This is a genomic window from Ethanoligenens harbinense YUAN-3, assembly GCF_000178115.2.
GTDB lineage: Bacteria > Bacillota > Clostridia > Oscillospirales > Ethanoligenentaceae > Ethanoligenens > Ethanoligenens harbinense.
The window spans coordinates 87,514-111,867 of sequence record NC_014828.1 but is presented as its reverse complement, the minus strand read 5'-3'; the positions used below and the strand labels follow the sequence as shown (position 1 = coordinate 111,867).

The 24,354-nt window shown below is 57.3% G+C and carries 33 protein-coding genes; all 33 read right to left on the bottom strand.

Going from position 1 to position 24,354, the window contains the following annotated elements; translation table 11 throughout:
• Position 1 precedes the first annotated feature (1 nt).
• On the bottom strand, positions 2–919 hold the full coding sequence (locus tag ETHHA_RS00550; protein WP_013484079.1) for a glycoside hydrolase family 25 protein: 918 nt from the start codon (positions 917–919) through the stop codon (positions 2–4).
• A 72-nt stretch (positions 920–991) separates the two neighbouring features.
• A complete protein-coding gene (locus tag ETHHA_RS00545; RefSeq protein WP_013484078.1) occupies positions 992–1,720 on the bottom strand; it encodes a gp53-like domain-containing protein in 729 nt (242 codons plus the stop codon).
• Between the two features lie 13 nt (positions 1,721–1,733).
• Positions 1,734–2,789 carry a hypothetical protein gene (locus tag ETHHA_RS00540; protein WP_013484077.1) on the bottom strand — a complete coding sequence of 352 codons (1,056 nt, stop codon included), beginning with the start codon at positions 2,787–2,789 and terminating at the stop codon, positions 1,734–1,736.
• The gene (locus ETHHA_RS00535) at positions 2,789–4,066 is read right to left on the bottom strand and encodes a phage distal tail protein (RefSeq protein ID WP_013484076.1); all 1,278 of its coding nucleotides are present in this window, start codon (positions 4,064–4,066) and stop codon (positions 2,789–2,791) included. Before ETHHA_RS00535 ends, ETHHA_RS00540 begins: the two co-directional genes overlap by 1 nt.
• Positions 4,066–4,971, bottom strand: a complete 906-nt coding sequence (locus tag ETHHA_RS00530; RefSeq protein WP_013484075.1) for a hypothetical protein — start codon at positions 4,969–4,971, stop codon at positions 4,066–4,068. Before ETHHA_RS00530 ends, ETHHA_RS00535 begins: the two co-directional genes overlap by 1 nt.
• Entirely contained in the window at positions 4,971–5,516 is a 546-nt protein-coding gene (locus ETHHA_RS00525) for a hypothetical protein (protein WP_013484074.1), read from the bottom strand. Before ETHHA_RS00525 ends, ETHHA_RS00530 begins: the two co-directional genes overlap by 1 nt.
• Positions 5,517–5,528: 12 nt before the next feature.
• Positions 5,529–7,859 (bottom strand): tape measure protein, encoded by a 2,331-nt coding sequence (locus tag ETHHA_RS00520; RefSeq protein ID WP_013484073.1) that lies wholly within the window; start codon positions 7,857–7,859, stop codon positions 5,529–5,531.
• A 298-nt stretch (positions 7,860–8,157) separates the two neighbouring features.
• Positions 8,158–8,757 (bottom strand): Gp15 family bacteriophage protein, encoded by a 600-nt coding sequence (locus ETHHA_RS00515; RefSeq protein ID WP_013484072.1) that lies wholly within the window; start codon positions 8,755–8,757, stop codon positions 8,158–8,160.
• On the bottom strand, positions 8,754–9,110 hold the full coding sequence (locus ETHHA_RS00510) for a DUF6673 family protein (protein WP_013484071.1): 357 nt from the start codon (positions 9,108–9,110) through the stop codon (positions 8,754–8,756). The genes ETHHA_RS00515 and ETHHA_RS00510 overlap by 4 nt, the downstream gene beginning before the upstream one ends.
• A 12-nt stretch (positions 9,111–9,122) precedes the next feature.
• On the bottom strand, positions 9,123–9,626 hold the full coding sequence (locus ETHHA_RS00505; protein WP_013484070.1) for a phage tail tube protein: 504 nt from the start codon (positions 9,624–9,626) through the stop codon (positions 9,123–9,125).
• The gene (locus tag ETHHA_RS00500; protein ID WP_013484069.1) at positions 9,623–10,048 is read right to left on the bottom strand and encodes a hypothetical protein; all 426 of its coding nucleotides are present in this window, start codon (positions 10,046–10,048) and stop codon (positions 9,623–9,625) included. Before ETHHA_RS00500 ends, ETHHA_RS00505 begins: the two co-directional genes overlap by 4 nt.
• Positions 10,048–10,461 carry a minor capsid protein gene (locus ETHHA_RS00495; RefSeq protein WP_013484068.1) on the bottom strand — a complete coding sequence of 138 codons (414 nt, stop codon included), beginning with the start codon at positions 10,459–10,461 and terminating at the stop codon, positions 10,048–10,050. The genes ETHHA_RS00500 and ETHHA_RS00495 overlap by 1 nt, the downstream gene beginning before the upstream one ends.
• A gap of 4 nt (positions 10,462–10,465) precedes the next feature.
• A complete protein-coding gene (locus tag ETHHA_RS00490) occupies positions 10,466–10,888 on the bottom strand; it encodes a DUF6751 family protein (RefSeq protein ID WP_013484067.1) in 423 nt (140 codons plus the stop codon).
• On the bottom strand, positions 10,885–11,256 hold the full coding sequence (locus ETHHA_RS14195; RefSeq protein ID WP_013484066.1) for a head-tail connector protein: 372 nt from the start codon (positions 11,254–11,256) through the stop codon (positions 10,885–10,887). Before ETHHA_RS14195 ends, ETHHA_RS00490 begins: the two co-directional genes overlap by 4 nt.
• 13 nt (positions 11,257–11,269) lie before the next feature.
• On the bottom strand, positions 11,270–12,445 hold the full coding sequence (locus ETHHA_RS00480) for a phage major capsid protein (RefSeq protein ID WP_013484065.1): 1,176 nt from the start codon (positions 12,443–12,445) through the stop codon (positions 11,270–11,272).
• Between the two features lie 12 nt (positions 12,446–12,457).
• Positions 12,458–12,997: a phage scaffolding protein gene (locus tag ETHHA_RS00475; RefSeq protein WP_013484064.1), complete on the bottom strand. Its 540-nt coding sequence runs from the start codon at positions 12,995–12,997 to the stop codon at positions 12,458–12,460.
• 164 nt (positions 12,998–13,161) lie between these two features.
• Complete coding sequence (locus tag ETHHA_RS00470) at positions 13,162–13,383, bottom strand: hypothetical protein (protein WP_013484063.1); 222 nt, start codon at positions 13,381–13,383, stop codon at positions 13,162–13,164.
• Positions 13,384–13,395: 12 nt separating this feature from the next.
• A complete protein-coding gene (locus tag ETHHA_RS00465) occupies positions 13,396–15,063 on the bottom strand; it encodes a phage minor capsid protein (protein ID WP_013484062.1) in 1,668 nt (555 codons plus the stop codon).
• A complete protein-coding gene (locus tag ETHHA_RS00460) occupies positions 15,050–16,477 on the bottom strand; it encodes a phage portal protein (protein WP_013484061.1) in 1,428 nt (475 codons plus the stop codon). The genes ETHHA_RS00465 and ETHHA_RS00460 overlap by 14 nt, the downstream gene beginning before the upstream one ends.
• Positions 16,478–16,494: 17 nt before the next feature.
• Positions 16,495–17,946, bottom strand: a complete 1,452-nt coding sequence (terL, locus tag ETHHA_RS00455; RefSeq protein WP_013484060.1) for a phage terminase large subunit — start codon at positions 17,944–17,946, stop codon at positions 16,495–16,497.
• Between the two features lie 231 nt (positions 17,947–18,177).
• The gene (locus ETHHA_RS14190; protein ID WP_013484059.1) at positions 18,178–18,672 is read right to left on the bottom strand and encodes a transcription termination/antitermination NusG family protein; all 495 of its coding nucleotides are present in this window, start codon (positions 18,670–18,672) and stop codon (positions 18,178–18,180) included.
• The gene (locus ETHHA_RS00445; protein ID WP_013484058.1) at positions 18,669–19,241 is read right to left on the bottom strand and encodes a phage protein Gp27 family protein; all 573 of its coding nucleotides are present in this window, start codon (positions 19,239–19,241) and stop codon (positions 18,669–18,671) included. Before ETHHA_RS00445 ends, ETHHA_RS14190 begins: the two co-directional genes overlap by 4 nt.
• Before the next feature lie 21 nt (positions 19,242–19,262).
• Positions 19,263–19,589, bottom strand: coding sequence for a hypothetical protein (locus tag ETHHA_RS00440; RefSeq protein ID WP_013484057.1), 327 nt, complete (start codon positions 19,587–19,589; stop codon positions 19,263–19,265).
• Positions 19,582–19,920, bottom strand: coding sequence for a hypothetical protein (locus ETHHA_RS00435; protein ID WP_013484056.1), 339 nt, complete (start codon positions 19,918–19,920; stop codon positions 19,582–19,584). The genes ETHHA_RS00440 and ETHHA_RS00435 overlap by 8 nt, the downstream gene beginning before the upstream one ends.
• Before the next feature lie 170 nt (positions 19,921–20,090).
• Positions 20,091–20,414: a Mor transcription activator family protein gene (locus ETHHA_RS00430; RefSeq protein WP_013484055.1), complete on the bottom strand. Its 324-nt coding sequence runs from the start codon at positions 20,412–20,414 to the stop codon at positions 20,091–20,093.
• Complete coding sequence (locus tag ETHHA_RS00425) at positions 20,411–20,911, bottom strand: regulatory protein GemA (protein WP_013484054.1); 501 nt, start codon at positions 20,909–20,911, stop codon at positions 20,411–20,413. The genes ETHHA_RS00430 and ETHHA_RS00425 overlap by 4 nt, the downstream gene beginning before the upstream one ends.
• 30 nt (positions 20,912–20,941) lie before the next feature.
• Positions 20,942–21,607: a hypothetical protein gene (locus ETHHA_RS00420; RefSeq protein WP_013484053.1), complete on the bottom strand. Its 666-nt coding sequence runs from the start codon at positions 21,605–21,607 to the stop codon at positions 20,942–20,944.
• Complete coding sequence (locus ETHHA_RS00415; protein WP_013484052.1) at positions 21,594–21,866, bottom strand: AbrB/MazE/SpoVT family DNA-binding domain-containing protein; 273 nt, start codon at positions 21,864–21,866, stop codon at positions 21,594–21,596. Before ETHHA_RS00415 ends, ETHHA_RS00420 begins: the two co-directional genes overlap by 14 nt.
• A 1-nt stretch (position 21,867) precedes the next feature.
• Complete coding sequence (locus ETHHA_RS00410; RefSeq protein WP_013484051.1) at positions 21,868–22,308, bottom strand: hypothetical protein; 441 nt, start codon at positions 22,306–22,308, stop codon at positions 21,868–21,870.
• Between the two features lie 101 nt (positions 22,309–22,409).
• A complete protein-coding gene (locus tag ETHHA_RS00405; protein ID WP_013484050.1) occupies positions 22,410–22,718 on the bottom strand; it encodes a hypothetical protein in 309 nt (102 codons plus the stop codon).
• Entirely contained in the window at positions 22,711–23,187 is a 477-nt protein-coding gene (locus ETHHA_RS00400; RefSeq protein WP_013484049.1) for a hypothetical protein, read from the bottom strand. The genes ETHHA_RS00405 and ETHHA_RS00400 overlap by 8 nt, the downstream gene beginning before the upstream one ends.
• Positions 23,188–23,193: 6 nt before the next feature.
• Complete coding sequence (locus ETHHA_RS00395; RefSeq protein WP_013484048.1) at positions 23,194–23,385, bottom strand: hypothetical protein; 192 nt, start codon at positions 23,383–23,385, stop codon at positions 23,194–23,196.
• Between the two features lie 10 nt (positions 23,386–23,395).
• Positions 23,396–24,346 carry an AAA family ATPase gene (locus ETHHA_RS00390; protein ID WP_013484047.1) on the bottom strand — a complete coding sequence of 317 codons (951 nt, stop codon included), beginning with the start codon at positions 24,344–24,346 and terminating at the stop codon, positions 23,396–23,398.
• Between the last annotated feature and the right edge of the window lie 8 nt (positions 24,347–24,354).

Genomic DNA, 24,354 nt, shown 5'->3' with positions numbered 1-24,354 from the left:
GTTAAAAGCAGTACGCCGGAACGTACCCAATGGCGTGCCCACACAGGCCGATCTGCACCCATCCCTCGGAGTTGGTCGGCCCCATGATCTCGTAGTTGTCCCCGACGGATATATGGCCGATTACGCGGGCAGACCAAGACGCGGACGTGCGTACAGTGCGGCGCTGATAGTTCCCGCGCTGGACAGAGATAATGTACGGATATGGATTTGCGGGAGTATGCGCTCCACCTACATAGATTCCCGCAGTGGCATAGTCCAGATCGACCTCATTGTTGGAGATGGCCTCAATCTGTCCGTGCTCTGAATATTGCCAGGCATCCCATGCCCCCCAGCCGACCACATCTCCGGCATATCCCCGGTAATCCGCCAGCCACAGCGGACAATCTGTAAACTGCCCGCGCAGGATGTCATTGGCGTAGGCCGTGTAGGTGTAGAGCACTGGTGTGATGCCGGAAACGCGCTGAAGCTCCGTGATGAATGCCCGGATGATCTGCCGCATGGAGGCGGCACTCTGTTGTCCGTCGTAGCTCTCTACATCTACGGCAGGAACAAGAGAATATCCAGTGCCCCGGATGCGCGCCCAGAAACTGTCTGCCTGTTTCACGGGGTCGCTGTTGAGGCGCAGAAAGTGATACGGACCCCATGCCATGCCGTGAGCGGCTGCTGCGGTGCGGTTGATCGTCCACATTCTGTCCACATACGATATGCCTTCGTCGGTTTTTATGTAGACAAAATTCTGTGTTTGCGCCAGTCTGTTCCAATTGATCTGTCCGTTGTCGCTTGTTCCATGGTAGATGTCCACACCATGATAGGATACCGCGCCGCCCGGCGGCGTTACGGCCATCGCCGGGACAACGGTGGCGCACAGCAATGCCGCCGTGAGCAGCCACACGGCGGCGCATCTGATAATTTTGTGCATGAAATCATCCTTCCTTTTTACGCGTAAAAATACCGCCCAAGCGGGCGGCGGTCTGCCTGTGTACATATGTAATCACGTCCTAACGACGGCCATCGGCCCAACGGCGAACCAGTGCATAAGGTGCGCCACGCTATCCGCCTGGATTGCCGTAAATTTGGTTGCCGTCCACACGGCGGTGGATACGGCATACGGTGCGCTGTCCTCCATGGTGGCCACGATGGTAAACGGCACGGCGCTAAATGCCTGCGGGAAAGATACATCCGTGTAAGCGGGGAAAGCGCCAAGCGAGAGTGTGCCCCATTGCAGTGCCAGACCGTTCCCCAGCAGCACATAGCCGTTGGACCCCAGCGAAGCGGATGCTACCGCCGCGAAGGGGTTGTCCAGCCCGGCGTAAACGCGCCCGCTGCCGTCGATGTTTCCGGCCACGATGCTGCTTGCCCCGGCGGGCACCGTGACGACCGCCAGCAGAATCTGGTTGGCTGCCTCCGTGGTGGCGCCGGGAACATCGACGACGGTCGTGGTCATGGCGGTGGCGTCGATTTGCAGCACGATGGCGTCGGTGCGTGCGTTTCCGCCGGTGTTGGTGGGAACGGGAACGGCCTGCGTGGTGTCGTCGGTCGTCAGCACACCATTCAGGATGGCGCTGCCCGCCGCGACGTTGACTGTCATGCCGGATGACGGGGCCGTAACCTGATAGCCGCCGATAATGCCGCTGGTGGTGAGCGCGTTCATTGGCGCGATGAAGTCCGACGCGCCGTAGACGGTCGTACCGTCGCTGAAAAATTGGGTGTGGTTTGCCATGAAATAGTCCTCCTTATCCGGCGTAAGCGCGGCGCTGCGGGCCTTGCGGCTTATATACCACGCTGCCCACGGTGATCTCGCGCGTCTGTTTGTCGTCATCCTGCACCATGCGCAGCACCCGCACGCTGGCGGTGTAGTCGAAGTAGGGCGCGAGATGCAGAGTCACGCGGTCGCCGATGGCGAGATCGTCAAACGGGCAGAGCGTGCCGTCGGTGCAGGTGAGGGTGATGCTGTCCGCCGGAGCGCTGTCCAATGCAAGCGCCGCCTGCGTCTGCGTATCCAGCGTGGATTGATCGGTTACGCCGTCATTGGGGCTGAACGTGCCCTCATACAGGCCGTAGGTGGACTGGCTGGATGCGTCCTGCTGTTCGCTGGTGATGGTCGTGCTGTTGTTGCTATCGTCGGTCACGGTGCTTTCGGCGTAGACGTCGTTGGCGAGGTTCAGGATGTCGCGCGCCAGTGTGGGCGCGGCGGTGATGTTGTCCGCCTCGCCGCCGTATTCGAGCACATACTGGGGCTTGTCCGCGCCGCGCCGTAGGGCGAAATGGAACACGCGGGCGGCATCCACCCAGTAGTCGTAGTTGGCATCGGCGCAAAAGTCTTTGATCTTGGCCAGCAGCATGTCCGTCGCCTTGACCTCGCGCGTCGTCTGGATCGCGCCCGGCGCGATGTCGTACCCGGTCAGCCCGATGGGATCATCCGACCGCGCCGCCTGACAGTCCGCAATCATCTGCCGTACAAGGCTGCCGTAATCCATCGTGCCGTACTGCTTGGCGCGCAGGCGGCGGTATTTCAGCAGGGCGTTGTAGTCCACGCAGTTGAGAGTGAGCTTTGCGTCGTTGAAACTGTGCCCGGCAATGTATCCGCCCCAAATCGTTGTGCCATCGTCCGCCGCATACTCGATATGGTTGCCAAGCCGCGTGTTGGCGGGTGTGCATTTGGGATCGGCCAGCGCGATGTCCAGCGTGAGGGTGTCGATGTCGTTGAGCGTCCAGCCGTATTTCGGCGGGCTGAACTGGTACAGCTCGTCGAGCTGTATGTGGCTGCGGTCAAAGAGCTTGACGTACATTACAGATACCTCCCTTGCAGGCTGACGGTGCAGTGGCGCTTGGTGTCGTAGCCGTTGCGGGCGAACGTCAGCACATTGTCACCCGGCGGGCAGTGTATCCACCCAAGTTCCTGCTTGATGCCGAACGCCAGCGTGCCGTTGAGGTAACAGCCGCGCGTGGCGGGGCGGCAGTCGATGACGAGCGTGTCCGTGCTGCCAAGGGCGAGGTTGACGGAGATGCTCTCCCCGGTCGTGTCATTGGTCACGGATGGGTTGGCGCACGCGCCGGTGATGGTGATGACCGGATAGGCGTCCACATTTCCGGTGTTGGTGATGGTGCCGGTTTCACCCTCGGCGGGGTAGAAAATGACGCCCTGTGTACCGGGGGACACCCATCCGGTCGCCGTGCTTCCGGATTCGACCTGCAGACCCACCGCATATTGCGAGCAGGCTGCGCCGGCCGGAATAGAAATCTGCACGGACGGAATGGACTGCCCGGATTGTGCGGTGAACGTGGCGGGGCTACCGACGGATACGGTCGCGAATGGATTGGGTAGTGTAACGGTTTTGGCGCCATCGAAATACGATGGAAACAATGCCGCCATCTGGGCGGAGGTGAGATTGTAAAGCGGGTTGGATGCATCGGTTCCCATGTCAATAGCCATGAAGGATTGGACGGAGATGTTGTCCCATCCGGATGTTCTTCTGTCGACAATAGCCGCATAAAAATTTGAAACCGTTGCTGTTACTATGCATGACAATGGCTCATACTTTCCGTCACCTGGATGAGTAACGGCAGTACCATTTTGGGCGTATAGGACTACGCCCGTAGATGTAGCCTGCACATAACAGCGTATGAAATATTTATGACCTGATAAATATGGATAATTGTACATATCAAGCTGGCCACTCTGTGCAGTCGCTCTAAATGTCTGCGTGTTATTTGTGCAAGATACTGCTACCCCATGTCCTACTGCAAATCCCGTCGCCAGATTATTGCTTGACGTGGCGAAATTACCATTGGTTATGACCTGTGTAGCTTGCGCCGTCTGCGTTATGGCCGCCGTCACCGTTCCGGTCGCATAGCCGTTTTTGACGGTAAGCGAAGCGGTGTAGGCACCCGTGCCGAGTGTGACGGCGTTTGCGGGCAGGGTGAAGGTGGTGTCCGCCGTGGCGGTTCCGGAAAGCGTGACCAGCCCGTTTGCATCCACCTGTGCGGTGACGCCGTTTGCGGACTGCGCGCTGGAAAGCAGCCTGAGCAGGTTTTTGGGGGCTCCGAAGATGACGTCATGCAGCATCAGACCACCGCCCCCGTGCTATCCACCCAGGTTACAGTGCCGTTGACGTTGGATTTTACCCAAATGGGCTTGCCAAGGGTGGTATCAAAATACTGATAGCCTGGTATGACAGGCACGTTATCCATGATTTGCGTTGGGCGGGAGGAGGTGGGGCCGCTCATTGTTGCTAGGGATGATGGCGCGACTGACGCCACTTCTCCATACACGGAAGTGTCTCCGTTGATGGTTGTATTTCCGTTAATTTGGGCACCGCCATTTGACGTGAATTTTTCATTAGAAGTCAGAGGGCCTCCGTTTACATTCAGCCCCGTAGAAGGAAGATTCATGTTTGCCGCCCCGTTAAATTCAAGCATTGTAATCCCGGTGACATTTATTCCGTTTCCATTTTCATCAACCATTCCAAACAGTCCGGAAACATTATCTAAATTTACGCCACCTTGGGCTTGAGCCCCCCCGAGATATCCGACATTAGATAATATCATATGATCATCATCTTCTGCCATGATGGTTGACGCCTTACCTATATAGGTGTACCCATCCTTGTCAATGCTTCCTACGGATACGCCATCTACTCCCTCCACTGTCAGCGGATCATGCACCCCATCTGACTTTAGCGTCAGCTGGGAGAGCGTGGCCGTTCCATCCGTGGATACGACCTGCTGCAAAGCCGCCACGGTCTGTTGCAAGGTAATCACCGACTGCGCCAGCGAAGACATATCGACCTGATACAGTTTCCAGATTTTTAAGTCCTTGACGTGCGTGGTGCCATCGCCCATCAGCAGCCACAGCTCATCAGCCGGGCTGTCGGTGATGACACCCAGCACGCCGTCCGGCAAAATGATGTTGTTGTTCTGCCAGTTTGCCCATGTGTCGCGCCGGTTAAGTAAATCGTATAAAGCGGCCATCAGTTGCTCCCTCCTGCATCCAGTTGCGTGCGTGCGGCGCTGTCTGAGTTGTCGGCATCCAGTATGGTGCGTGCAGCGTTGTCCGAGCCGCCCGCGTCCAATGCGATGCGTACCGGGTCGCCAAATATCACCCCGTTTGCGATGGACGGCTCCAGCGACAGCGTGTCCGGCTGCAAGGCCTGCCAGTGGGGGTCTGGCATGGTGATTTGCACCGATTGCATCAGCGGTGTGTCGCTCGCCCACGCAAAAGTAGTCACCTCGCCGTACCCATACAACCGCCCGATGTCCGTGGCGATGATAAGCATTTTAAGCGCGTTGCCCGCCATCATCTGGTTGAGGGCAGCGATGCGCGACAGATCCTGCGCTGCCGCCGTAATGTTGAGCACCAGCTTGCGCTCGGCGGCTTTGGAGCGCCCAAACACCTGCCCGTCGCCGAGGATATCGTTGAGGGTAAGCACCTTGTCGCTGTCAAATACGCCGCGCAGGTCGCTGGAGAAAAATCCGTCGTTGAGCGCCACGCCGTTGAAGCTGATCGGTGAGATCATGCTATCGCCTCCTTAGATGGCCGCTAAAAATTGCAGCTGCTGTAGTGTCTGCCGCTGGTTGCCCTGATCGGTCACGTTGACCGGCCCGTTGATGTTGATAATCGGTGATTTGGTTACGGAGTTGTCAATGGTCTGCGCGCCCGTGCCGGATGTCCCCACGAATACCGCGCTCTGTTGCGCTGCCACACTGGCTTGCATCTTGGCCGTCATGGCATCCATCTCCGCCTGCATGTCCGATATGGCATCGGGCATAGACGCCTCAAAACCGAGGGCGATGCCGGGCGGCAACATCTTGCCGATTTCATCGCGCATCAGGCGGGACGGGGAGTGGATACCGAAAAAATTCTTGATTTTATCCGTCAACGTTCCGAAGAACCCGCTGACTTTATTCCAAAGCCAGCCGGACACATCCTGTATGCCTTGCCAAAGTCCGCGAATCAAGTCCCCTCCAGCGTTCTTCAATTCTCCGCCACCCGCCGCGAGTCCCTGTAAAATAGCTTGAATAATTTGCGGCATGTCCTTTATGAGTTCCACAACAATCATAGGGATTGCTTTAAGGATCGCGAAGAACAGTTCGATGGACCCCTCAATAAGGACAGGCATTGCTCGAATTAGGGCATCTACAATTGCGTGAACAATCTCCGGAATCATGGGTATAAGCGTTTGAATGATGATAGGGATTGCATCAATAATAGCCATGAGAAGCTGGACAGCCCCATTTATCAGTTCAGGGAGTGCCTGCACAAGCCCAGTGATAAGCGTTGTAATGATTTGAGGAATAGCGGCAATCAGTGGCGGAAGAATTTGCGGGATAGCCTGTACAATCGCCATCAGTAGCTGGACAGCGCCAGTTATCAAAATTGGGAGCGCCTGTACCAACGTCGTGACGATAGACTGTATGAGTGTGGGCAGCGCAGTAACCACAGCAACAATGATCTGCGGTATAGCCTGTACAATCGCCATCAGCAACTGAATAGCCGCCTGCAAAATGAGAGGTATGCCAGTGACCAGCGCGGTAGACAGAGCGTTGATAACTTGCGGGATCATTGCTGTAAGAGCAGCCATAAGTGCAGGCATTTGTACCGCTATTGCGTTTATGATCTGTGGGATGATTTGCACGATGGTCATTATAAGCGTAGGCAGAGCGGAAGTAAGCCCCTGCGCTACTCCGGCAGTTAATGCCCAGGCAGCGGTTACTACAGATGGCAACGCATTTAACAGAGCCTCAACAATTCGAGTGGCTACTTGAACAGCGCTAACGGCAATCGATGGTAAGGACGATGTGATACCCTCTATGATATTTTGAATCAGATTGATCCCAACGGCACCCAAACTTTGCGCTACAGATATAATCCCTTTTGCCAGACCAGTAACCACACTCGCCCCGGATGAAGCCAACTGTCCGGCGTTTGCGTTTAATCCATTTAGCAATGTTGTAGTGAGCATGACTGCAAGGGATATCAACTGCGGCGCTTGTGCGGCAACGGCATTGACTGCTTGGGATAGCACATTCCCAAAAGCGCCGACAACGCCGTTTACACCTCCTGCGTTAAATGCGGACTGCAACTGCTCCAACCAGCCGTTTACCATGGGCAGGGCGGTGTCTTTCAGGCTGTTTGTCAGCGCCCCGGTGATGCTTCCTAAAAATATCAGCACGTGGTCTTTTAAAGTTGAGAGTTGTCCGTTAAATGTTTTGGACTGTTCTTCCAAATCGTTGTAGAAAAGACCGCCCGCGCTGGTGGCTGATTTAAAGGCATTTGTCACATCCTGTGCACTGATTTGCCCGTTTTCCATTTCCGTGCGCAGTTCAGCCATGCTTTTGCCCGTTTGCTGGGAGATGGTCTGTAGTGGATTAAATCCGTTGTCTATCAGTTGAAGCAAATCCTGCCCTTGCAGTTTACCGGCTGCCTGGACCTGCCCGAACACCAGAGCGAGATTTTGTAATTTTTGCGAATTGCCCTGACTGACATCCCCCAGCATTTCCAAATCGGGCATGATGTCCTGCACGGATATTCCGTATCCCATCAGCGTTTTGGTGGCATCCGCAAGATTCGCCATCTGAAACGGAGTTTTCATGGAGAAATTTTGAAGATTATTTATCATCTCCTGCGCTTTAGCGGCACTTCCTAACATAACTGCAAAAGAGGTCTGGTACTGCTCCATTTGGTTGTTGTACTTTATACCCTCTGCTGCGGCCCCGCCGAGTGCGGTGGCCGCGCCACTGATTAACCCGGTGATAGCTCCAAGAGAGGCTTTTGCGACACCTCCGAGTTTTTCTATCCCTTTGGAAAACCCTGTGCCGTCAATGCTGGAGTCAATATTGATAGATCCATCAAAACCCATTTTTTTAAAACCTCCTTTCCCAAAAAAGTAATTTATGGTAAAATCAAATAAAAACAGCAGAGGAGAGTTCCACATGACATGCCCAAAATGCGGCAGCCAAAGCGTAAATATCGTGCTTGAACAAACACGAGCAAAAACATCCACCCGAGGGAACGGGTGCTTGTGGGGAATCGGGAGGCTGTTTCTGATCCTCATTACATGTGGTTTATGGCTATTGGTGGGGAAACATCGAGGAACTTCAAACACAAAATTTTCCAACCAGAAAGTTGCTCTTTGCCAAAACTGCGGGCATAAATGGTCAGTGTGATTTCGCCCACCTCTCTGCTTCTGCAAACCGCTTTGCCACGCGTTCCTTTGCCACCTGCTCCGCCGCTGCCGCTGTGAGCTTTTCCGTACCCAACGGGCGCAAGCGATATTGCACCTGCTTATCGGCGTAAAATTTGCGCTCTTTTCCTTTAAAATCGGACAGATCCATCGTGCGGTATCTCATGATGCGGCTGAATTTGCAGTCTTCTGGCAACGCAAACATCAGCGCGTGGAATTTCCACCAGTGCATGTCCACATCGTTTAAGTCAATCCCATATGTCTGCATAAAAGCGGCGTAAATGTCCGGCGCGTCCTGTTCAAAGTCGTAAGCCCGTTCATGTTTCCCGCCACCACCCGCGCCGCCCTGCTTTAACGGTGCGCCACAACGATAAAACCGCAGCAGCCCGTCTATTGCCTGTTTCAAGTCGTGGACGGGCTGTTGGTATAACAGATTGATTGCCAGCGGAATACGGGCATCCTGCGGCACTGTCAGGTCTGTCATCATCAGCTCAAACTGAACCATAATGCGGAAATCACTGCGGATTGGGATGCCGTCAATTTCCTCCGGCAGGATGTCCAGTAATATGTTCATTTCTTTCGTGCCCGGCGCTCTGTCCGATTCGGGCTGTATTTATGACAGACGCTCTGCATATGGGCGTTTTGCTGTTCCTTTTGCTCCTTGATCGCGTCGCCGAGTGCCACAAAAGCGTCGATGTGTGGTGTAAGCTTCATACCCTCAAAGATTTTTTCGGAAGTCCCTGTGCCAAAAATTTGATTGAAACAATCATTGACGATTCGGCAGACTTTGCGTCCGCCGGTAACATAGTCGTCCGTTTCCTTGACCTGTTCAATTTTGGACTGCATTCCCTCGATGACCTTTTGCACCTGTTCGGCTTTGTCCATATCATCCAGATCCAGATCAAGCGTTACGCCATTGATCTCCATGGTCATTCCTCCTTACGATTCGCTGGAATAGGTATAATCGGTCGGGGTCGCGGTGGACGTCATATCCACCTTAAAGGTGGCGTTGTCGCCAGCATTGCCGGTCTGCGTGTCGCTCACCACGATGGTCACGGTTCCGCGCTCGCCGACACCTGTCAGCATGTTGAAATAGATATACTTGCGTTCCACAGCCGCCCCAACGCCGAACACAATAGCATTGGACAGGCAAAAATCCTGAAAAGCATCACCATCGCAGCGGTCGCCCTCAATGGAAAACTTGCGCTGTGTGCCGGTCTTGGTTGTTTTTTTGCCGGTGCGGATGTACTGGTTATCTTTGGTTTCGGCATCGGCGGACGCCTCGCTCTTGGTGATACCTGCCTCTACGATGGCATAGTCCCCGTCGGCGGTCTGGGTGCTCCCGGTGCCGGTATCGACTGCCAGAACAAAATCATCGTTGGTGGCAAAACCTGCGTATGTTGGGCTGGGCGTTTTGCCCTGCATAAGATCGGACAGTTTCATATAATTCCCTCCTGGTAATAGACGACGCGGCATTGTATCTGATACCGTGCTGTTTCGGCATCGGCTCCAAACAGGTAACCACTGGTCTGAACTTCAACTTTTTGCGGTACACAATTGGGCGGCAGCACAGGAAAGTTCTTGGCCTTGTTCTGCTCGTCCAGCCACGCCGCAAAATCCTCATAGAATCCGCTGTTGGAAAGGTTTTGGAGCACATCCGGCCCGTAAAAATCCCGGCTGCCGAACGCAAACAGATATTGCCGGAGTGTTGCCCCGCGCGCATAGCGTTTGATGATGGGATCACCCGTAATGGTATCAATGGTATATTCCCGCGCGGTCTCCGGCAGATAGTCCACATTGATTTTTTCATCCCCGAGCAGCGGGCAGCTTTTAAAATACTCGTAAAGGCTGTTTATAATACTCATTACCTGCCTCCCGCAATCTTTTTCACCCCGGCGATCCACGCAGGCTTGTTGGTTGCCTTGCTGCGCTCAAACCATTTCCCGCCGCGCTGGGCATCATAGGTGCGCGATAGCGATGTGCTGTAATATTGATAACGGGCGTATGGTGCATGCCACGTCACCTGTCCGCTGCCGATCACAGTGCCGAGTTGGCCGGACTTGATGAGCGCGCCGGTCTTGATCGGCACAAACGGCGTCGTAGTGCGCAGCACCTCCGAATCAAGGAACTTCTGCGCCCTGGAAAAGTCGCCGGTCTTGCGGTCACCAAAATCGGGATTCCACGTCAGCTTGGCGGTCACCTTGCCGCTTTTGGTCGTCACCTGCACGACCTCGCCGCGCGGCGTTTTAACGATCAGCTTTTTGTTTTGCCCGGACACGGCATCACTTCCCGTCTATCCGCCAGTGTTGCAGAGCAGCGGATCCCCGTCGGTTGTCCTTCCAGCCAATCACCGTGCAGCACCGGCTGCCATACTTTGCGGTCAGATCCGATGCCTTTGCGATGTCGTCGGCCAAAAGCCCGTTTATCAGGATATCTCCCGGCTGTATCGTCCACAATGCGCCCAGGTCGTCGCTTTCAGTGGCCGCCCAATCCTCCGGACACGCAAATGTGCGCCCGGCAGGAGCCGCATCCAAAGGGATCCGCACGATATAGGCATTCGCCGCCTGCAGGCCATTGCCGGTCACGTCGGTGACGATTCCGCCGTGCCAGCTCACACCGGGAATCTGCACGCGCTTCCACTCGATCAGCCGCGTCACGCGGTTGTACCACTGGTTGTACAGGGTGATGTCGGCGTTCGTGGTCATGTGCTCACGCTCCTGTCCATCAGCCCGGTGTAGAGCAGATAAGCGGCCGCGGCGTCGGTATAGTCCGCCTGTAGCTCCGCGCGAACATCGCCCGGCGCGGCAAACGTCTGGCTGAACCCGTCGTTGTTTTCGGTCTTCACGGCGACATTTACCTCCAGCGCGCCGGATTGTCTGGCGGCATGCATGCGGTCGATTACCGCGCAGGTGGCCAACTGTACATCCTCCGTAACCGGCGTTCCAGTCTTCAGGCGGCCGAAGGTGATCCGATCAATGAAGTTGGAAGCGTCCCGCGCTAGGGCGGGAAAATCGCTCTCCGAGACGGCAGTTCCCGCATAGGTGCCGCTGTAAAAGGCATAATCCGCATACATAGATGTCCTCCGTTTACTGCGCGGCCTGCAGCGTGATGGCCACCGGCACCGGCGCGTTGGTCACGGTCACGGTGGCGGACTGCGTCGCATAGTCATCCGCCTTGATGGTGACAGGATACGTCCCGGCGCGCAGGTTGAACACCGCCGTGCCGTCCGCCGCCGTTTTCTTGTTCGCGCCGTTTACATTGACACGCACGCCCGCGATCGGATCCGTGTCATTGTCTTTGACGGTAAAGGTCACGGAGTAGTCGGTATACGGCGTCGCGGCCTCAATGTACGCAAACGGCACATTTGTGCGGTCGCTGTTCACGGCGGTAGCCGGGTTCGGCAGCGCCCAGCCCAGCCGCATCACCACGCGCAGGGCAATCATGTCCTGCTGCGCAAGGTTGTAGATGATTTCTTTGGAGTTCGGGTCCTGAATAACGCCCTGGTCGAGGATCTTCACGGTCACGTCCTGCCTCATGGCATACACGGCCTGCGACCATGCGCCCGCGATCATCTGCGCTACGGTCGCATTGAACGCCCCGTTCTGCTGGAACGTGATCGGCGTGCCGTCCAGCGTATAGGTGGTGCCGCTCTGCATTTCCGGCACAAAAATTGGGCGGTTGTTGCTGTCCTTGATGCCGCGCAGGCCCGCGCGGGTTTTAATGGAGGCGAGGATACCGTCCACCATATAGCCGGACTCCTCCACTTTGGAGATCAGTCCGTCCTGTCCCATGATATTGTCATAGGTAATGCCGCCACTGGCAGCCACGTTGTTTCCGGCCTGTCTGGCCAGCGTGACGATATCGTTCTGCCACTCGGACGGCCTGTTGACGCCGAAAACGATTGCACCGTCGATGACGGCCCCCATCGCCTCGTTCACACGCGGCGTCACTTCGCCCATGATGTCATAACTGGAGTCATCCAGCACAGCTTCGGGGATCGGCACGATGGTGGCCAGTTCGGCCGCAACCAGCCACACGTTGTCCCATGCCTGCCGGGTGGTCTGCTTGAATCCGGTGTCCCCGTTCACCCAGTAGGCAAGGGGCAATGCATCCAGCACGGGGATACGCGTCTGCTTGCTGGTCATGTTGGGCAGCTTGCGCATCAGGGAAAGGACGGCGGACTGCTTGGGCACGTCCTCGAAAATGGTGTTTACGATCTGATCCTGAATAAGGGCCTCTGCGGCCTGTCTGTCGATCGGCATAGTTGTTCTCCTTTACTGGCTGACCCTGCCGAATGCTTCACGCAGGGCGGCGTTTGCCTTGTCGTTCCCGGTCAATGCGCCTCCGGCAGGGCCGGGCGTAGACGCGCTGAACTTCGGGGCGGCCGCATCGGACGCGAACGCGCCGGGATCCATTTCTTTATACGATTTTGTAAAATCGTCATAGCCCAGCAGTTTGCCGTCCTGAAGGGGCAGCTTTTTGGCGACCAAATCGGACAAAAACGCTTTTTTCGCGCTCTCGCTGGTAAATTTCATCCCGTTCACGGCGGTGTTGGCTGCAAATTCATACTGCAAAGCGGCCACCTTGCCGTCGGCTGCCTCCTGGGCTGCGTCCGATTTGGCTTTCCATTCAGGGTCATACCCGGCCAGTTTGCCGTTGGCCTCGCCGAGCTGCGTTTTCAACCCGTCGCGCTCGGTGGTCAGGGTGGCGATGGTGTTTTTCTGCTTCTCGATATCCGCCCCGTGCAGCTCCATGATTTTGTTCACGGCTGCCTCGTCGCTGATACCGAGCGCGGTGATGTCCTCGCGTTTCATACAGGCTCCTTTCGGCTGCGGTGTGTGCGTTCACCGCTACGCTTTTTTACGCCGGTTGCATCGGCTGCGGCCCCGTAGTTTTACGACTTCGGGCCGGTCGAGCGGAAAAAAAACGCACAAAAATGCACCCTCTAAAAAGAGGGCGCATGTGCGTAAAGCGCGATTCAGCTTTTTTCGTTGTTTTGGTAAATGCTGTCGTACACGGTCTGAGCCTTTCGGCCAAAATCATTGTAGTCGTAATAGTGCGGCGGCGCAAAGCCTTTTTGCTCGATCAGGTTCTCAATGGTAAGCAGCACCTCCCGTCTGGAGGAGGACGCCAGCAGTTGGGCGGCGTTTTCAAAATTCTTCTCAATAAACTGCCTGTCATTTTCTGTGTAATTCAGCATGCCGTTCCCTCCTTACAGCGGATTGGTCTGGATCACCTTTTTATCCCGCAGGCTGATGACCACCGAAGCATTTTCTCCAAAGAATTGCTGTCGCAGGTCGCCGTCCTCGGCCGCATACGGGTTGCTTATCTGCATCGGGCGCACCAGCGCATCTTTCGCGTCCGCAATGGACACGCCCGTGCGCATGCCGGTGTGCGGCGTGGAGGTCTGCCCGATCAGCCGGTCAATGAAATGCGTGGTATACGATTCGATCTTAACGCCGTTGGCCGTGGTGACGCCGACAATCTGGGCATCGGCGTCCTTTGCCGTCCTGGTGTATTGTTCAAATCCCACCAGCGGGGAGACATCTCCTCGCTTCACTGCCTTATTGTAACCCGCCAGCAGCTCGTGGGCAGGAGAGTTATTATACTTCTCCTGGTAGTATTTTGCAAGCGTTTTCGGTGCGGCGTCGTCCGCGCCGATTCCTTGTGCCCATTTTCGGTAATGCTTTTCGGCAGATTGGCGCGCCTGCTGCGCCGGTCCGCGCCCAAAGCCAAGCGACTGTTCGCGTTCCCGCTGGCGATCCACCCCCGCCTTGTCGGTGAAATCCGCCAGCCGGGCTTCCTGCCCTTTCAATTTTACGGACGTTTTGGTATATTCTTCACGCATCGCGTTCCGGATGCCTTCGTCCTCGGCCTGCAGGCCGGTGTAATATCCGGCCAGCTCCCGTTTGGTCGCGCGGATGGCGCGCTCCATGGCGCGCTGCTTCTGTGTGGCGGCGTAATAGGTCATCGTGTCGCCGTTGTACGTCACGGTTTTTTGGGCGTATTCGGCCAGCTTGGTGTGGGGATAGGCTGGCGTGCTCAACCCCTCGAAGTAAGGAAAAAAGCTGTGTCGGCAGTTCCAGCCGCACAGGCCGTCGCCCGAGCCATACCCGGTGGACGATACAAAATCGGGATATTTGCCGCGTTTTCCATTGCGGCAAAATACCCGCCCCTGCCAGATGGCATGCGACCACCGCGCGCCCGGATGCGCGGTGGTCTCCACGAGGTCGCAGCCCATATCGTCAGCATACCGCAGAGATACCTGAGCCGCTGTCTGGCTCATACCGGTCAGGACCGCCCGCCGCACGGCCACGTCTAAATCGTCCGTGTGCCCGGATGGATACAGTACGGTTGTGCCTGACTGTGCGGCCGTCCGCACGGCGTTTCGGATAGCGGATATGTAATCAAATGCACCGGATTCCACCTGCATTTCCGCCAGCCGGGCGGCATTCTTGTACGCCTGCTCTGTGCCGGCCGCCGTCGTCATGGTCAGGTTGCGCAGATGTCCGGCGGTCTTTTGCATCCCGGCCCGCAGCACCTGCGCGGCAACGGGCGATTGCTTGAGCGGCAGCGGCGAAAGACCGGCGGCCTCATAGATAGAAAAGTCATATTTCAACGCCTCCACGCCGCCGTCTTCAAACAGTGTGCGCACTTGTGCTGTGCTGGCGCTCGTCATGGACGCCACCGCGCGGATGATGTCTTCATACAGCATGCCGCCGTCCTGCAGGCTTTGCGCCTGCCAGCGGGCCGTCTGTGTGAGAATGCCGCCGGATTTGATGATGCGCCGCACAAAGTCCTGCAGGATGGATTCATCCAACTGTCCGTACAGCTCCAGAATGTCGTCCGCCGCGCCGTCGAACCATTCAGGCGTCAGCATTTCCGCCACCGCCTGCCGCCGGCTGGGTAAAGCCAAACGGGTTGTTGAAGTCGGCCTGCGTCTCGTCCGCGATTTCCCTGGCCTCGTCCTCGGTGTATCCCTCGAACTCCACCAGATAGCGCCACATCGGATACTTCCCGGCCATCACATAGCTCCAGAACATGCTTTTTCGCTGGCTCGGGTCGTTTACGATGCTGTCGTCCCAGTCGTAGGCCGCCGTGTAGCTTCCGGCGGGAGCCAGATTATAGAGGGTGGCCAGCGCATCCATGGAATACAGCAGGTCGTCCAGCGCGCTTTGCAGGGCTTTCTGGATGTCGCGGACGGTGCTATAGCTGCGCTGTTTGCTGGCGTTGATTTCCGTGGCCGTTTTGTCCGTTTCAATAGGGTCGGACAGGGTACCGTACGCCAGCCCGGACTGATACTCGATTTTTTTCAGGATGGTGTTCAGCCCCCGCGCATACGCATCGTCTCGAAGCGTAGGAGCGAAGATCTGATAAAAGTTGTTTCCCGCGTCAATGTCTCCCGCGCGCCTGCGATACAAGCGCTCCTCCAGCCGTGGGGATGACACGCTGCCATTCGGGCCGTGCTTCAGCAGGCTTTCCTCCATCTCCACGGCCAGCTGCCCGCCCTCATACTCCCACAGCATCCGGCCGTACTGCTCGTCCGCGTCCCGGATGGTCTCCATCGCGTCCGCGTAGACGGACACGCCGAGCGGCGATTGCCGGTCTTGCTTGTTGGCGCGCGGAATCCGAAAGTACGCGAACAGCGGCCGGTCGACATGCTCAATGGTCACCTGCGGCTGGATGTCGGCCCATTCCGGCACCGCCGTCAGGTCGATTGGCGTGCCAAAAGAATAGCTGGACTTGCTGGCGAACGCCCGGTTTTCAATGGTGTGCGTGCCGCTCTGGAATTCGTGGTGCTCCGCGCGGGTATAGATTGTATCGCGGCGCTTGATCTGCGCAACGAAGATAGCGCCCAGCATCCGGCCCGACGTGTCGACCGTCGTGGGAAAGAAGCAATCCCCCTGCACGGCGTCGATGCAGACGCGCCCGTCGTCCACATACGGCTTGAACACTTCGCCGCCCAGTGCGCAGCCCACTTCCACATGGCGGCGCAGGCCGTCCAGAAATGGGGCAAGCTGCGCCTGCAGGAAATCCGCCCGCGCGCTCCCGGTCACCGACACGCCCATTTCAATGGTCACCAGGCGCGCGATTTCCGAAGCGATAGCTGCGGCCAGCCGCAGGCTGTGGATGCCGGATTTCGGGTTGCACCACGCGCCTCCGTCCTCATACATGCGCGCCCACATCGCAATGGCCGAGGTCATTTTGTCCGACAGCACGATGTCTGCATCCGCGCCCTGCGCAAACATCTGCGAGAGCATGGAGCGCAGCCATCGCAGCAGCTTTTCAAACATGCTTCAACCTTCTTTCTTCATCGGATGGCCTGCACGGTCTCGGCCATTCCGGTCGTGGCATCCGGCGCGTCGTCGTGCGCGTTCTTGCCCTCGCGCTGGTATTCCGCCATCGCGTTGTAGTATGCGGGCCAGCGGTCGCGCCAGTTCACGGGGTAGTAAACATGCTCGAGGATCCACGGCGCGGCCGTGAGGATCCGCGCCACCTTGTTTTTGGACTGCGCAAACCAGCGCACGCTGGTGCTGTACCAGTTCAGCTTGTTTTCAAGGATCTGCTTGATGGCGCGGGCAAATCCCTTGCCGCCGTTGTTGCTTTCAATTCGAGCCATGCCCACGCCGTGTTCCTTTTGGCGGCGGCCCACCTCCGGCTCGGTCACCTCCATCGGCTCTTTTGTGTAATAGACATCCAGCACATACGCCTCGTGGCGATACACGCCGAAAATGATACTGCAAAGATAGTCGCTGCCCTCATCGGCGGTATCGGTGTAGCTGTAAATGCCGTCGAACAGCGGATGGCCGCCGGCAGCGGGAATCTCCGCGTAGGTCTTAAACCCACTGTACAGCCGTCCTTTGATATCAATCGGCTCCTGTTGGTAGTTGGCCGCGGCGATCTCGCGCGCCATGGTGCGCGTCTTGTTCTCGTAGCTTCGGCGGCTCAACACCTCCGGGCAGAGCATGGCGCCGTCGTCCTGCAACGCTTTCATGCTCAGCACACGGAACGGGCGGCCCTGCTCTGTGAAGGTCTTGACGGCCTGCCCGGCGAGGTCTTTTGTGGCCCATCTGGTCATAATGATAATAATCTTGCCATTTTCCTCTACGCGGGAAAGCATCGTGTCGGTAAACCAGTGCCACAGGTTATCCAGCAGCGGCGCGTTGTTGGCCTCATATGCGTTTTTGATAACATCGTCGATGATGAGCAGCCCGCAGCCGAATCCGGTGGCCGTGCCGGTGGGGCTGGTGGCCAGATAGCTGGCGTATTGCCCCTCCAACGCCCAGAGGTTGGCCGCCGCGTCGCCGCGCTGGATGCGTACCCCCGGGAAGATGTCGCTGTAGACCAGCATCCCCGGGTCGGTCTTCTGTTCGGCGATGCCGTTGCGTACGGATTTCGCAAACTGGGTGGAAAGCCGCTCGTTGTAGCTGCCGGTCATGATTTTTTCGGACGGGTGTCCGCCAAAAATCCATTGGGCAAACAGTCCAGCCGTCCGACTCTTGCCGTGTCGAGGCGGCAGGTTGATCACCAGCAGCTCGTCGTCGCTGTTGTAAAAGTCCTGCAGCTCCGCGCACAGCCGTACCAGATATGCCCGATCCGGTTTGTAAAACTCGGGGGCGCACACGCGGCAGAACGTAAAGAAATCCCTCTGCGCCCGCCGAATCTCAGCTGTGGTTACAGTGCCCCGTTTCCGGCGCGTTCGTTTCCCCAGCCGCACCATTTCATCCAGCAGTCGGATGCTTCTGTCCTGTTTGTTTTCCATCTTCCCCACCTCCCGCAAAGCACGCGCTCAAAGCCCCTGTGCGCCGCGCTGGGGCACAGGGGCAAAATGTGACGGGCAAGTTCTCCGCGCGCGAATTAAAAGCCGTTAAAAACCTTTTAAAAGGCATAGGCAGGCTTCGCCATCCCGCGGCTTTCAAAAGCCCCGGTTCTCTTGGTCCATCTCACCTCCGGCACCCGGTTTGGGACGAATCAACCGCCCCGGGCATCCGGATTATTTTATCAGCGTGAACGACATCCGCAAACAGCGGTTGTGCATTACGGACAGCGGCTCGAATACGTAGGCACGGCGCAGATGCCGGTTGTATAGGATGCGCACACCCGCATCGGCGTACTCTTTCAGCGGCCCGTCTACAGGCTCGAACAGGTCGTCCGCCAGCTGGAGCACATGTGATTCAAGAAGCTGGCCGCCCATCCGCCGGATTCTGTCTTCCTCGCCCGGCGTCAGGGCCGTGGCCTGACCTGCGTGCAGTTCCAGCCAGCGCAGCACACCCGGTATCCGTCGAATCTGGTAATACGACGCGCGCACGTCGCGCACCACCACAAACACATAGCCGCGAAACAGCAGGTATGGGCGCGCCCGCCAGAGACCGCCGGAACGGATCTGTCGGTTTTCTTCCGGAGTATACGCGGGAATGCCCTGGTCAAGCAGTGCGGCGCATACATCCTTTTCCGCCCCGGAGAGCACTTGTAACACATACATGCTCATGGCGCTTTCTCCTTTTTGGGCCGCAGGCTGCCGTCCTTTTTCTTTTCTGAAAGAAAGGCGGCCACTTGCTTGTACAGATCCGGCCGTTCTTTGGACATTGCCTGAAACACGATGGATTTCACCGCGTCGAGTCCGTTGTCGGCCTCGGCACGCACGGCGGCGTCCGTCCGCTTTTTATAGGATGCCGCGCGCGCCAGCCCCAGTGCGCTGTCCAGCAATTTGTCCTTGTCCAGATTGTTCCACTGGTCTTCATTCGTGTTGGCCAGGGCGGCGAACACGTTTTGGCTGGCCAGCCGGATGATCGCCTCGGTCGTGTCGAGATCCGGATACTTGTCCATTTCCTGCATCATGCGGCTGAAATTTTCCTGCGCCACATTCAAGAGGGCGGCGTTGGCGTTATACCGCTGCGCGTACCGGCAGACACTGGCCGCGCTGATGGCTACATCATGCCGTGCCAGATAGTCGATGACGTCCGCATAGGTACTTTTACCAGAGAGCAGCATCTGCTCCACTGTACTGCGCAGCGCGGGATTCAGCCCGTCGATGATGCCATGCGCGCGGTTCGCCATTCCGATTCCCTCCCATCTGTCTCAGATCGATACCGCCGGGTCGGCCGCATAGCCTTTCAGCAGCTGAATGCCTTTGGCCGTCAGCCGCACCTCGGTATCGTCCTGATCGGCCTCGGCCACGTCCACGTCCGCGCCGTAGGCGGCGTGCCGCGCATGCAGATATCCGGCCTCCTGCAGATAATACAGGGATTCGGCCAGCTCGCCTTTGGACACATCCGGCAGTGCATACTGTAGGCTGCGCATCTTGATATCCCGCCCGGACAGGATGTTGATGGTACGCAGCAGCCGGCCGTTGTTGGCTGCAAACGCACCGCCCTCGATGCGGCGTTCCAGTTCTTTTTTATCCACGGTTCTTATCTCCCTTCATTTCCAGCAGCACGTCGAAAATGCGATCCTGCCGTCGGTTGACATCGGCAATCGCGCGCACAAAGTCGTCCTTGCGCATGTAATTGTCTTTCAGGGCGTCGATGCCTTCCGACAGTTTTCCAAGGCCGGATTTCAGGTCGTCCTGCAGGCAGTCCATTTCTTCTTTCGTCACGTATTGGTCTTTGATAGCGCTGATTTCGGTTTCGTGCCGGTCGACCAGACCGATTGTTCGTTTCAAAAAAAAACCGATGATGCCGACAAGAACCGAGAGTATAAGCGGAGGGATTGCGTTCAGCCAGTTGGATGCATTCATATATGTACCGCCCCTTCGGCGTGGATTTACAATGCGCCGCCGTGGTGCGGGCACGGCGGCAAGAACAAGAGGCAAGAAATGGAGGTTGTGGCGGGCGGCAAACAAAAAAGGCAGGCTACCGGCCACACCGATAGTCTACCTTACAAGGCATATATATTGTAGATACAGGATTAAAACATTTTTTTATCAAACAGGTTGATTTGCCCGGAAATGGGGCCATACCGCATCCGTCTGGCGTCATCCTCTACGATCAAGCGAACGGTGCTTTCCGAAATTTGATACTCCAGCGCCAGCTCTTTATAGTTTTTTCCGTCGAATTTCCGGCGGATCTGCTCGTTGCGGTCTTTGCGAAGCAGGCTGTTCGGGGCCTGCACATACACATAGGTTCCGCCGTGGTGTGTGGCCAGTGCCCGATAGGCTTCCATGCCGATCAGCTCCGCGAGTTCGCGCTGGTCGCCGTCCAGATCCTCCAGTGTAACACGTTCCAGATTCATCCACCGCCCACCTCCCGGATGTGCCGCTTCTCCGCATTATAGCAGTAATTTTTCAGAAACTCAATCAGTTCGCCGCCCGCGGCCTGGTCCAGAAACTGCATCGGCTTTTTTGCGGTGCAGTCCATGCCGAATTGCCGCCGGATGATCCCGCACAGCCGGTCTCCAAGGGCAGCGTCCACCGGCTTGACGTCGAATTTTTTCAGCTCGTACATCAGCGCCCACACCTTGCGCTGCTGGTCGGCGGTGATACCGCCGGGCGCTTCTTCGTAATGCCTGGGCTTTTTTCGGGCCGGAGGCACCGGCGGTGTGCCGCGCATCCGCCGCATCAGTTCCGCAATCACGCGCTGGGCTTCGTCCCGATCAAGCGCCGTAATGGATTCTTTGCCCGTCAGGCCATCCACCAACGCGTGCAGCTCATCGTCGTGGCCGCGCCCCACGATATGCAGCCCCGCGCCCAGGGCATAGATGGATTTGATCTGCTGCTTTGTAATGTTCACCGCCGGTTCCTCCTTCTCAGTTTCTACCCGCTATTTTGAAGCCTCCACGGTCACTTTGGTGCCTTCCTCGACGACCACGGCTGCTTTCACGATATCGCGCGCGGCCTCAAATGTCCCTGTGTATCCGGCCGCCTGCAATAGCTGCCGAAAGCGCGTATAGGCCACGATCTCCGCCGCCATGTAGGCGTATTCCTCGGCGTCCGTTTTCGAAAGCCCGGCCACATCAATCAGGGCCTTTTTGTCGCGTTTGAAGTTGCCGCACAGCTTTTTGCGCAGGGTTTTGTTCGTTTTATCGTCATCGGCCACCCGCGCAACGATATCGTCCAGCGACCCCTCCAGATAGTTTCCCGCGGCGATGGCGGCCAGCAGCTGCTTGCAGGCGGCGGTGGGCTGATAGGTCACGGGCTGCTCCTTGAACAAATCCCCGAAAACGCCCTGTAAAAGTGTTTTAAGAGCCGTTTCCGAAAGAATGTCCACCTTTTCGCTTGTGCCCACCTCCACGCGTCCGGCTGCGCTCCACCACGCCACGGTCTTTTCCTTGGTGTTCTCCAGGGCGTCGATGCCCAGGCGTTCAAAATAACCTTGCAGGTCGCCGATCTCGGCCTTGATTTTGCTTTCCTGCGCTTTCAGGGCAACCAGTCTGCCCACCCGCAGCACCGTTTCCTCCGTGGAGAAAAGAGGTTCATTCTCCATCATGCACAAAGTCCTCCAGCTTTTCCGCCGCCAGCGCGGCCAATTCACGCGCGCATGCCAGGCAGATTTCTTTGCCAGCCACGGTGACGACTTCCGTGGTGCCTCCACAGAAGATGCAGCTGGGCACATGCTTCCGGATGAGGATACCGTCTCCTGCGTCTTCGATGTCGATCGGCGCGCCGGGTGCCAGCCCTGCGGCATGCCGCACCGCCTGCGGGATCGTCAGGCCGCCCTTTCCGCCCAGTCTTTTGCTTACGGTCATGTCAGTCCGCCTCCTTCTGGATTGTGTTCAGGTTCGCTTCCGCTTCCGCCAGCTTGCACAGCGCATCCGCAAGATACGATGCGCAGCGCCCGTCACTTTCCAGATCGACGCCCCGGGCGGTCATCTCGCAAATGGCTCTGCACACCGATTCACGTGCATCCTGCATGGTGCAGGGACCCCGTTCCTCCGGCTTTGCGGGGGCCAGCGGCGCGCCTGCAACCTTTGCGGCGGGCACCGGCGTCCAGTCCGTGCCGTTAAAATCGTCAATGTCCGGTTCCCAGGGCACCAGCGGTGATAAGCCGCCGAGCGGGCCGTACGATTCCGTGCGCAGCAGTTTGCCGCCTGTCAGCAGGACATACCGCGCTTTCATGACCCCGATCTGGCGCGCGATGCATCCGCTTCCGTCGGTCATGGCTTGCCTGATCGCGTCTTTCAGTTCCATATCCATCCTCCTTTGTTTTGGTTGGTGCTGCCTCCCTCTGCGTTTTCCGGGCTGGGGACCGGCTCTGGCCGCATTAAGGCGGGGCTTGCGCCCCCATATGTTCAATTCCAGTTGGATATCCGTCCGGGTCTTTCTTCACAATACAGTGCAAAGCTGTGCCTGCAACTCGGGTGATCCGGCGGCGCGTTTTTTCCGGCTTCAAACCCGCGTCTGTATCCACGGGCATATGCCTTGTGCCGCCCAAATTCGTACCCGAGCAGGATACCGAGCGCCAGCACCAGCACCAGCACCGCCAGTTCCGCCGCCCAGGCGGATATCGTCATGCCCGCGTCGGATGCCGCCAGCGCGCCGCCCGCTCCGGCCATGCCGCCGAGCAGGATTCCAGCCAAAAGCCAAGCCGTTTTACGCATGTGCCTGCCCTCTCTTTCTTTCCCGGTGCCGGATTTCCTCCAGCACAAACCGCAGCCTCGTCTTTTCTCTCTTACCCTGAGCCACACGCTCCTCATATACATCCGCGGCAGTGTACAGTTCCTCATCGCTCAGTTTCCGTACAGCCGCTTCCACCGACGTGATTTTTTTTGCCCCGGACAGCGCCGCCGGCAGTTCCAGTAATTTGTCCATTTTTGCCGGAGCCGCGCCAGCAAGAGCAAATTCCGCCGGGTCAAATACCTCCCAGTCGTTTGCAAGCAGCTCATTTAATGTCAGGCTGGCGCCCTGATATACCTCTGAAAGGCGTTTGTCCCGCCCGAACACGGCCTTTTCCATCATTTTGGGGAAAGGCCGCGGGCGGATCACGATTTTTCGTTCATTCCCGATCGGCAAGCTCACACAAGTGGAGCCGCAATTCCACATTTCCTTCACTGCGGACACAAAATCCATTATTTTTCATCTCCTGCCATATGTCATCCGTTTGTCCAATTCCTTCTTTACAGCCCGGTACCGGTCGGCCACATGGTATCCCTGCGTCCGGTAGGATTCCAGCGCTTCTTTGGCCATGCGCAGTTCTCTGGTGTCCGCCTGCCGCAGCCTATTCCGAAAGACGGCGCTCTCCGCCGCCGAAAAATACCACAATTGCAATGCATCCTCCTCAGTTCAGGCCGATGCCCATTTCCCGGGCCTGCAGCGTCAGCATGTCGATTCCAATGTTTTCCGCGTCAACCGCATTGTTGTACACATTTACGCCGCCGCGGATTCCGTAACGGCCCTGGCAGATGCCGCGCAAAAAGTTCAACTCTCGTTTTTTCCCTTCCAGCGCGGGAAACAACAGCGCGATATCTTCCGGTGTTACCTGTTTGGTGGTGTATTTTCGGGTGAGCCGCTTGCGGGAATAGAGCTGCGCAAAGCACGATTGCCTGCGTCCTTCCATCCGGTCGTAGATTTCGGAGTTTCCGATCAGCACGATGCCGATGCCTTTTTTCCCATCAATGTGCGGCTCGGAAAGGGGCCGAATCTCGTCCAGCGCCCGCACCTGCAAATGCTGGGCTTCGTCGATGATGAGGACTTTGTCCGTATTGTACAGGCGTTCCTTCAGGTCGATGATCATATCCAGCTTGCTGCGCCCCTCGGGGATATGCAGCGCCCGGCAGATCAGCTTCATCACGTTTCCTACGGTGCCGGTGAGAGGGGTCACGGTGATCAGCACGGCGGTGTTGGGGTTGTCCCGCAAATATTTTTCGGCCGCCATCGTCTTCCCGATGCCCGCGTCACCGTGCAGGATGGTGATGCCTTTTTTCAACTGCCCAAAGCGGATTGCCTTGCGGATGTCCTCGCTGACGCTGATCGGTATGTAGGTGTCCAGCACGGGCTGAAATGGTTCAGCGCGTTGCGCCTGGGCGGCCGCCTCGTCCTGCAGCCGGAAATACTCCCTCAGGCTGGCTTCCACCTCATCCACACGTCCGCGCTCATAATCGCTGCGACGGTATTGGCTGATGACGCCGTCGCTCCATCCAAGGATACGGGATGCTTTGGCTTGGCTACCGCACTGCTTGATCAGTTCCTCTACGCGAGCCTGTAATTTTACATCGTATGTTTGTGCCATTTCCTGTT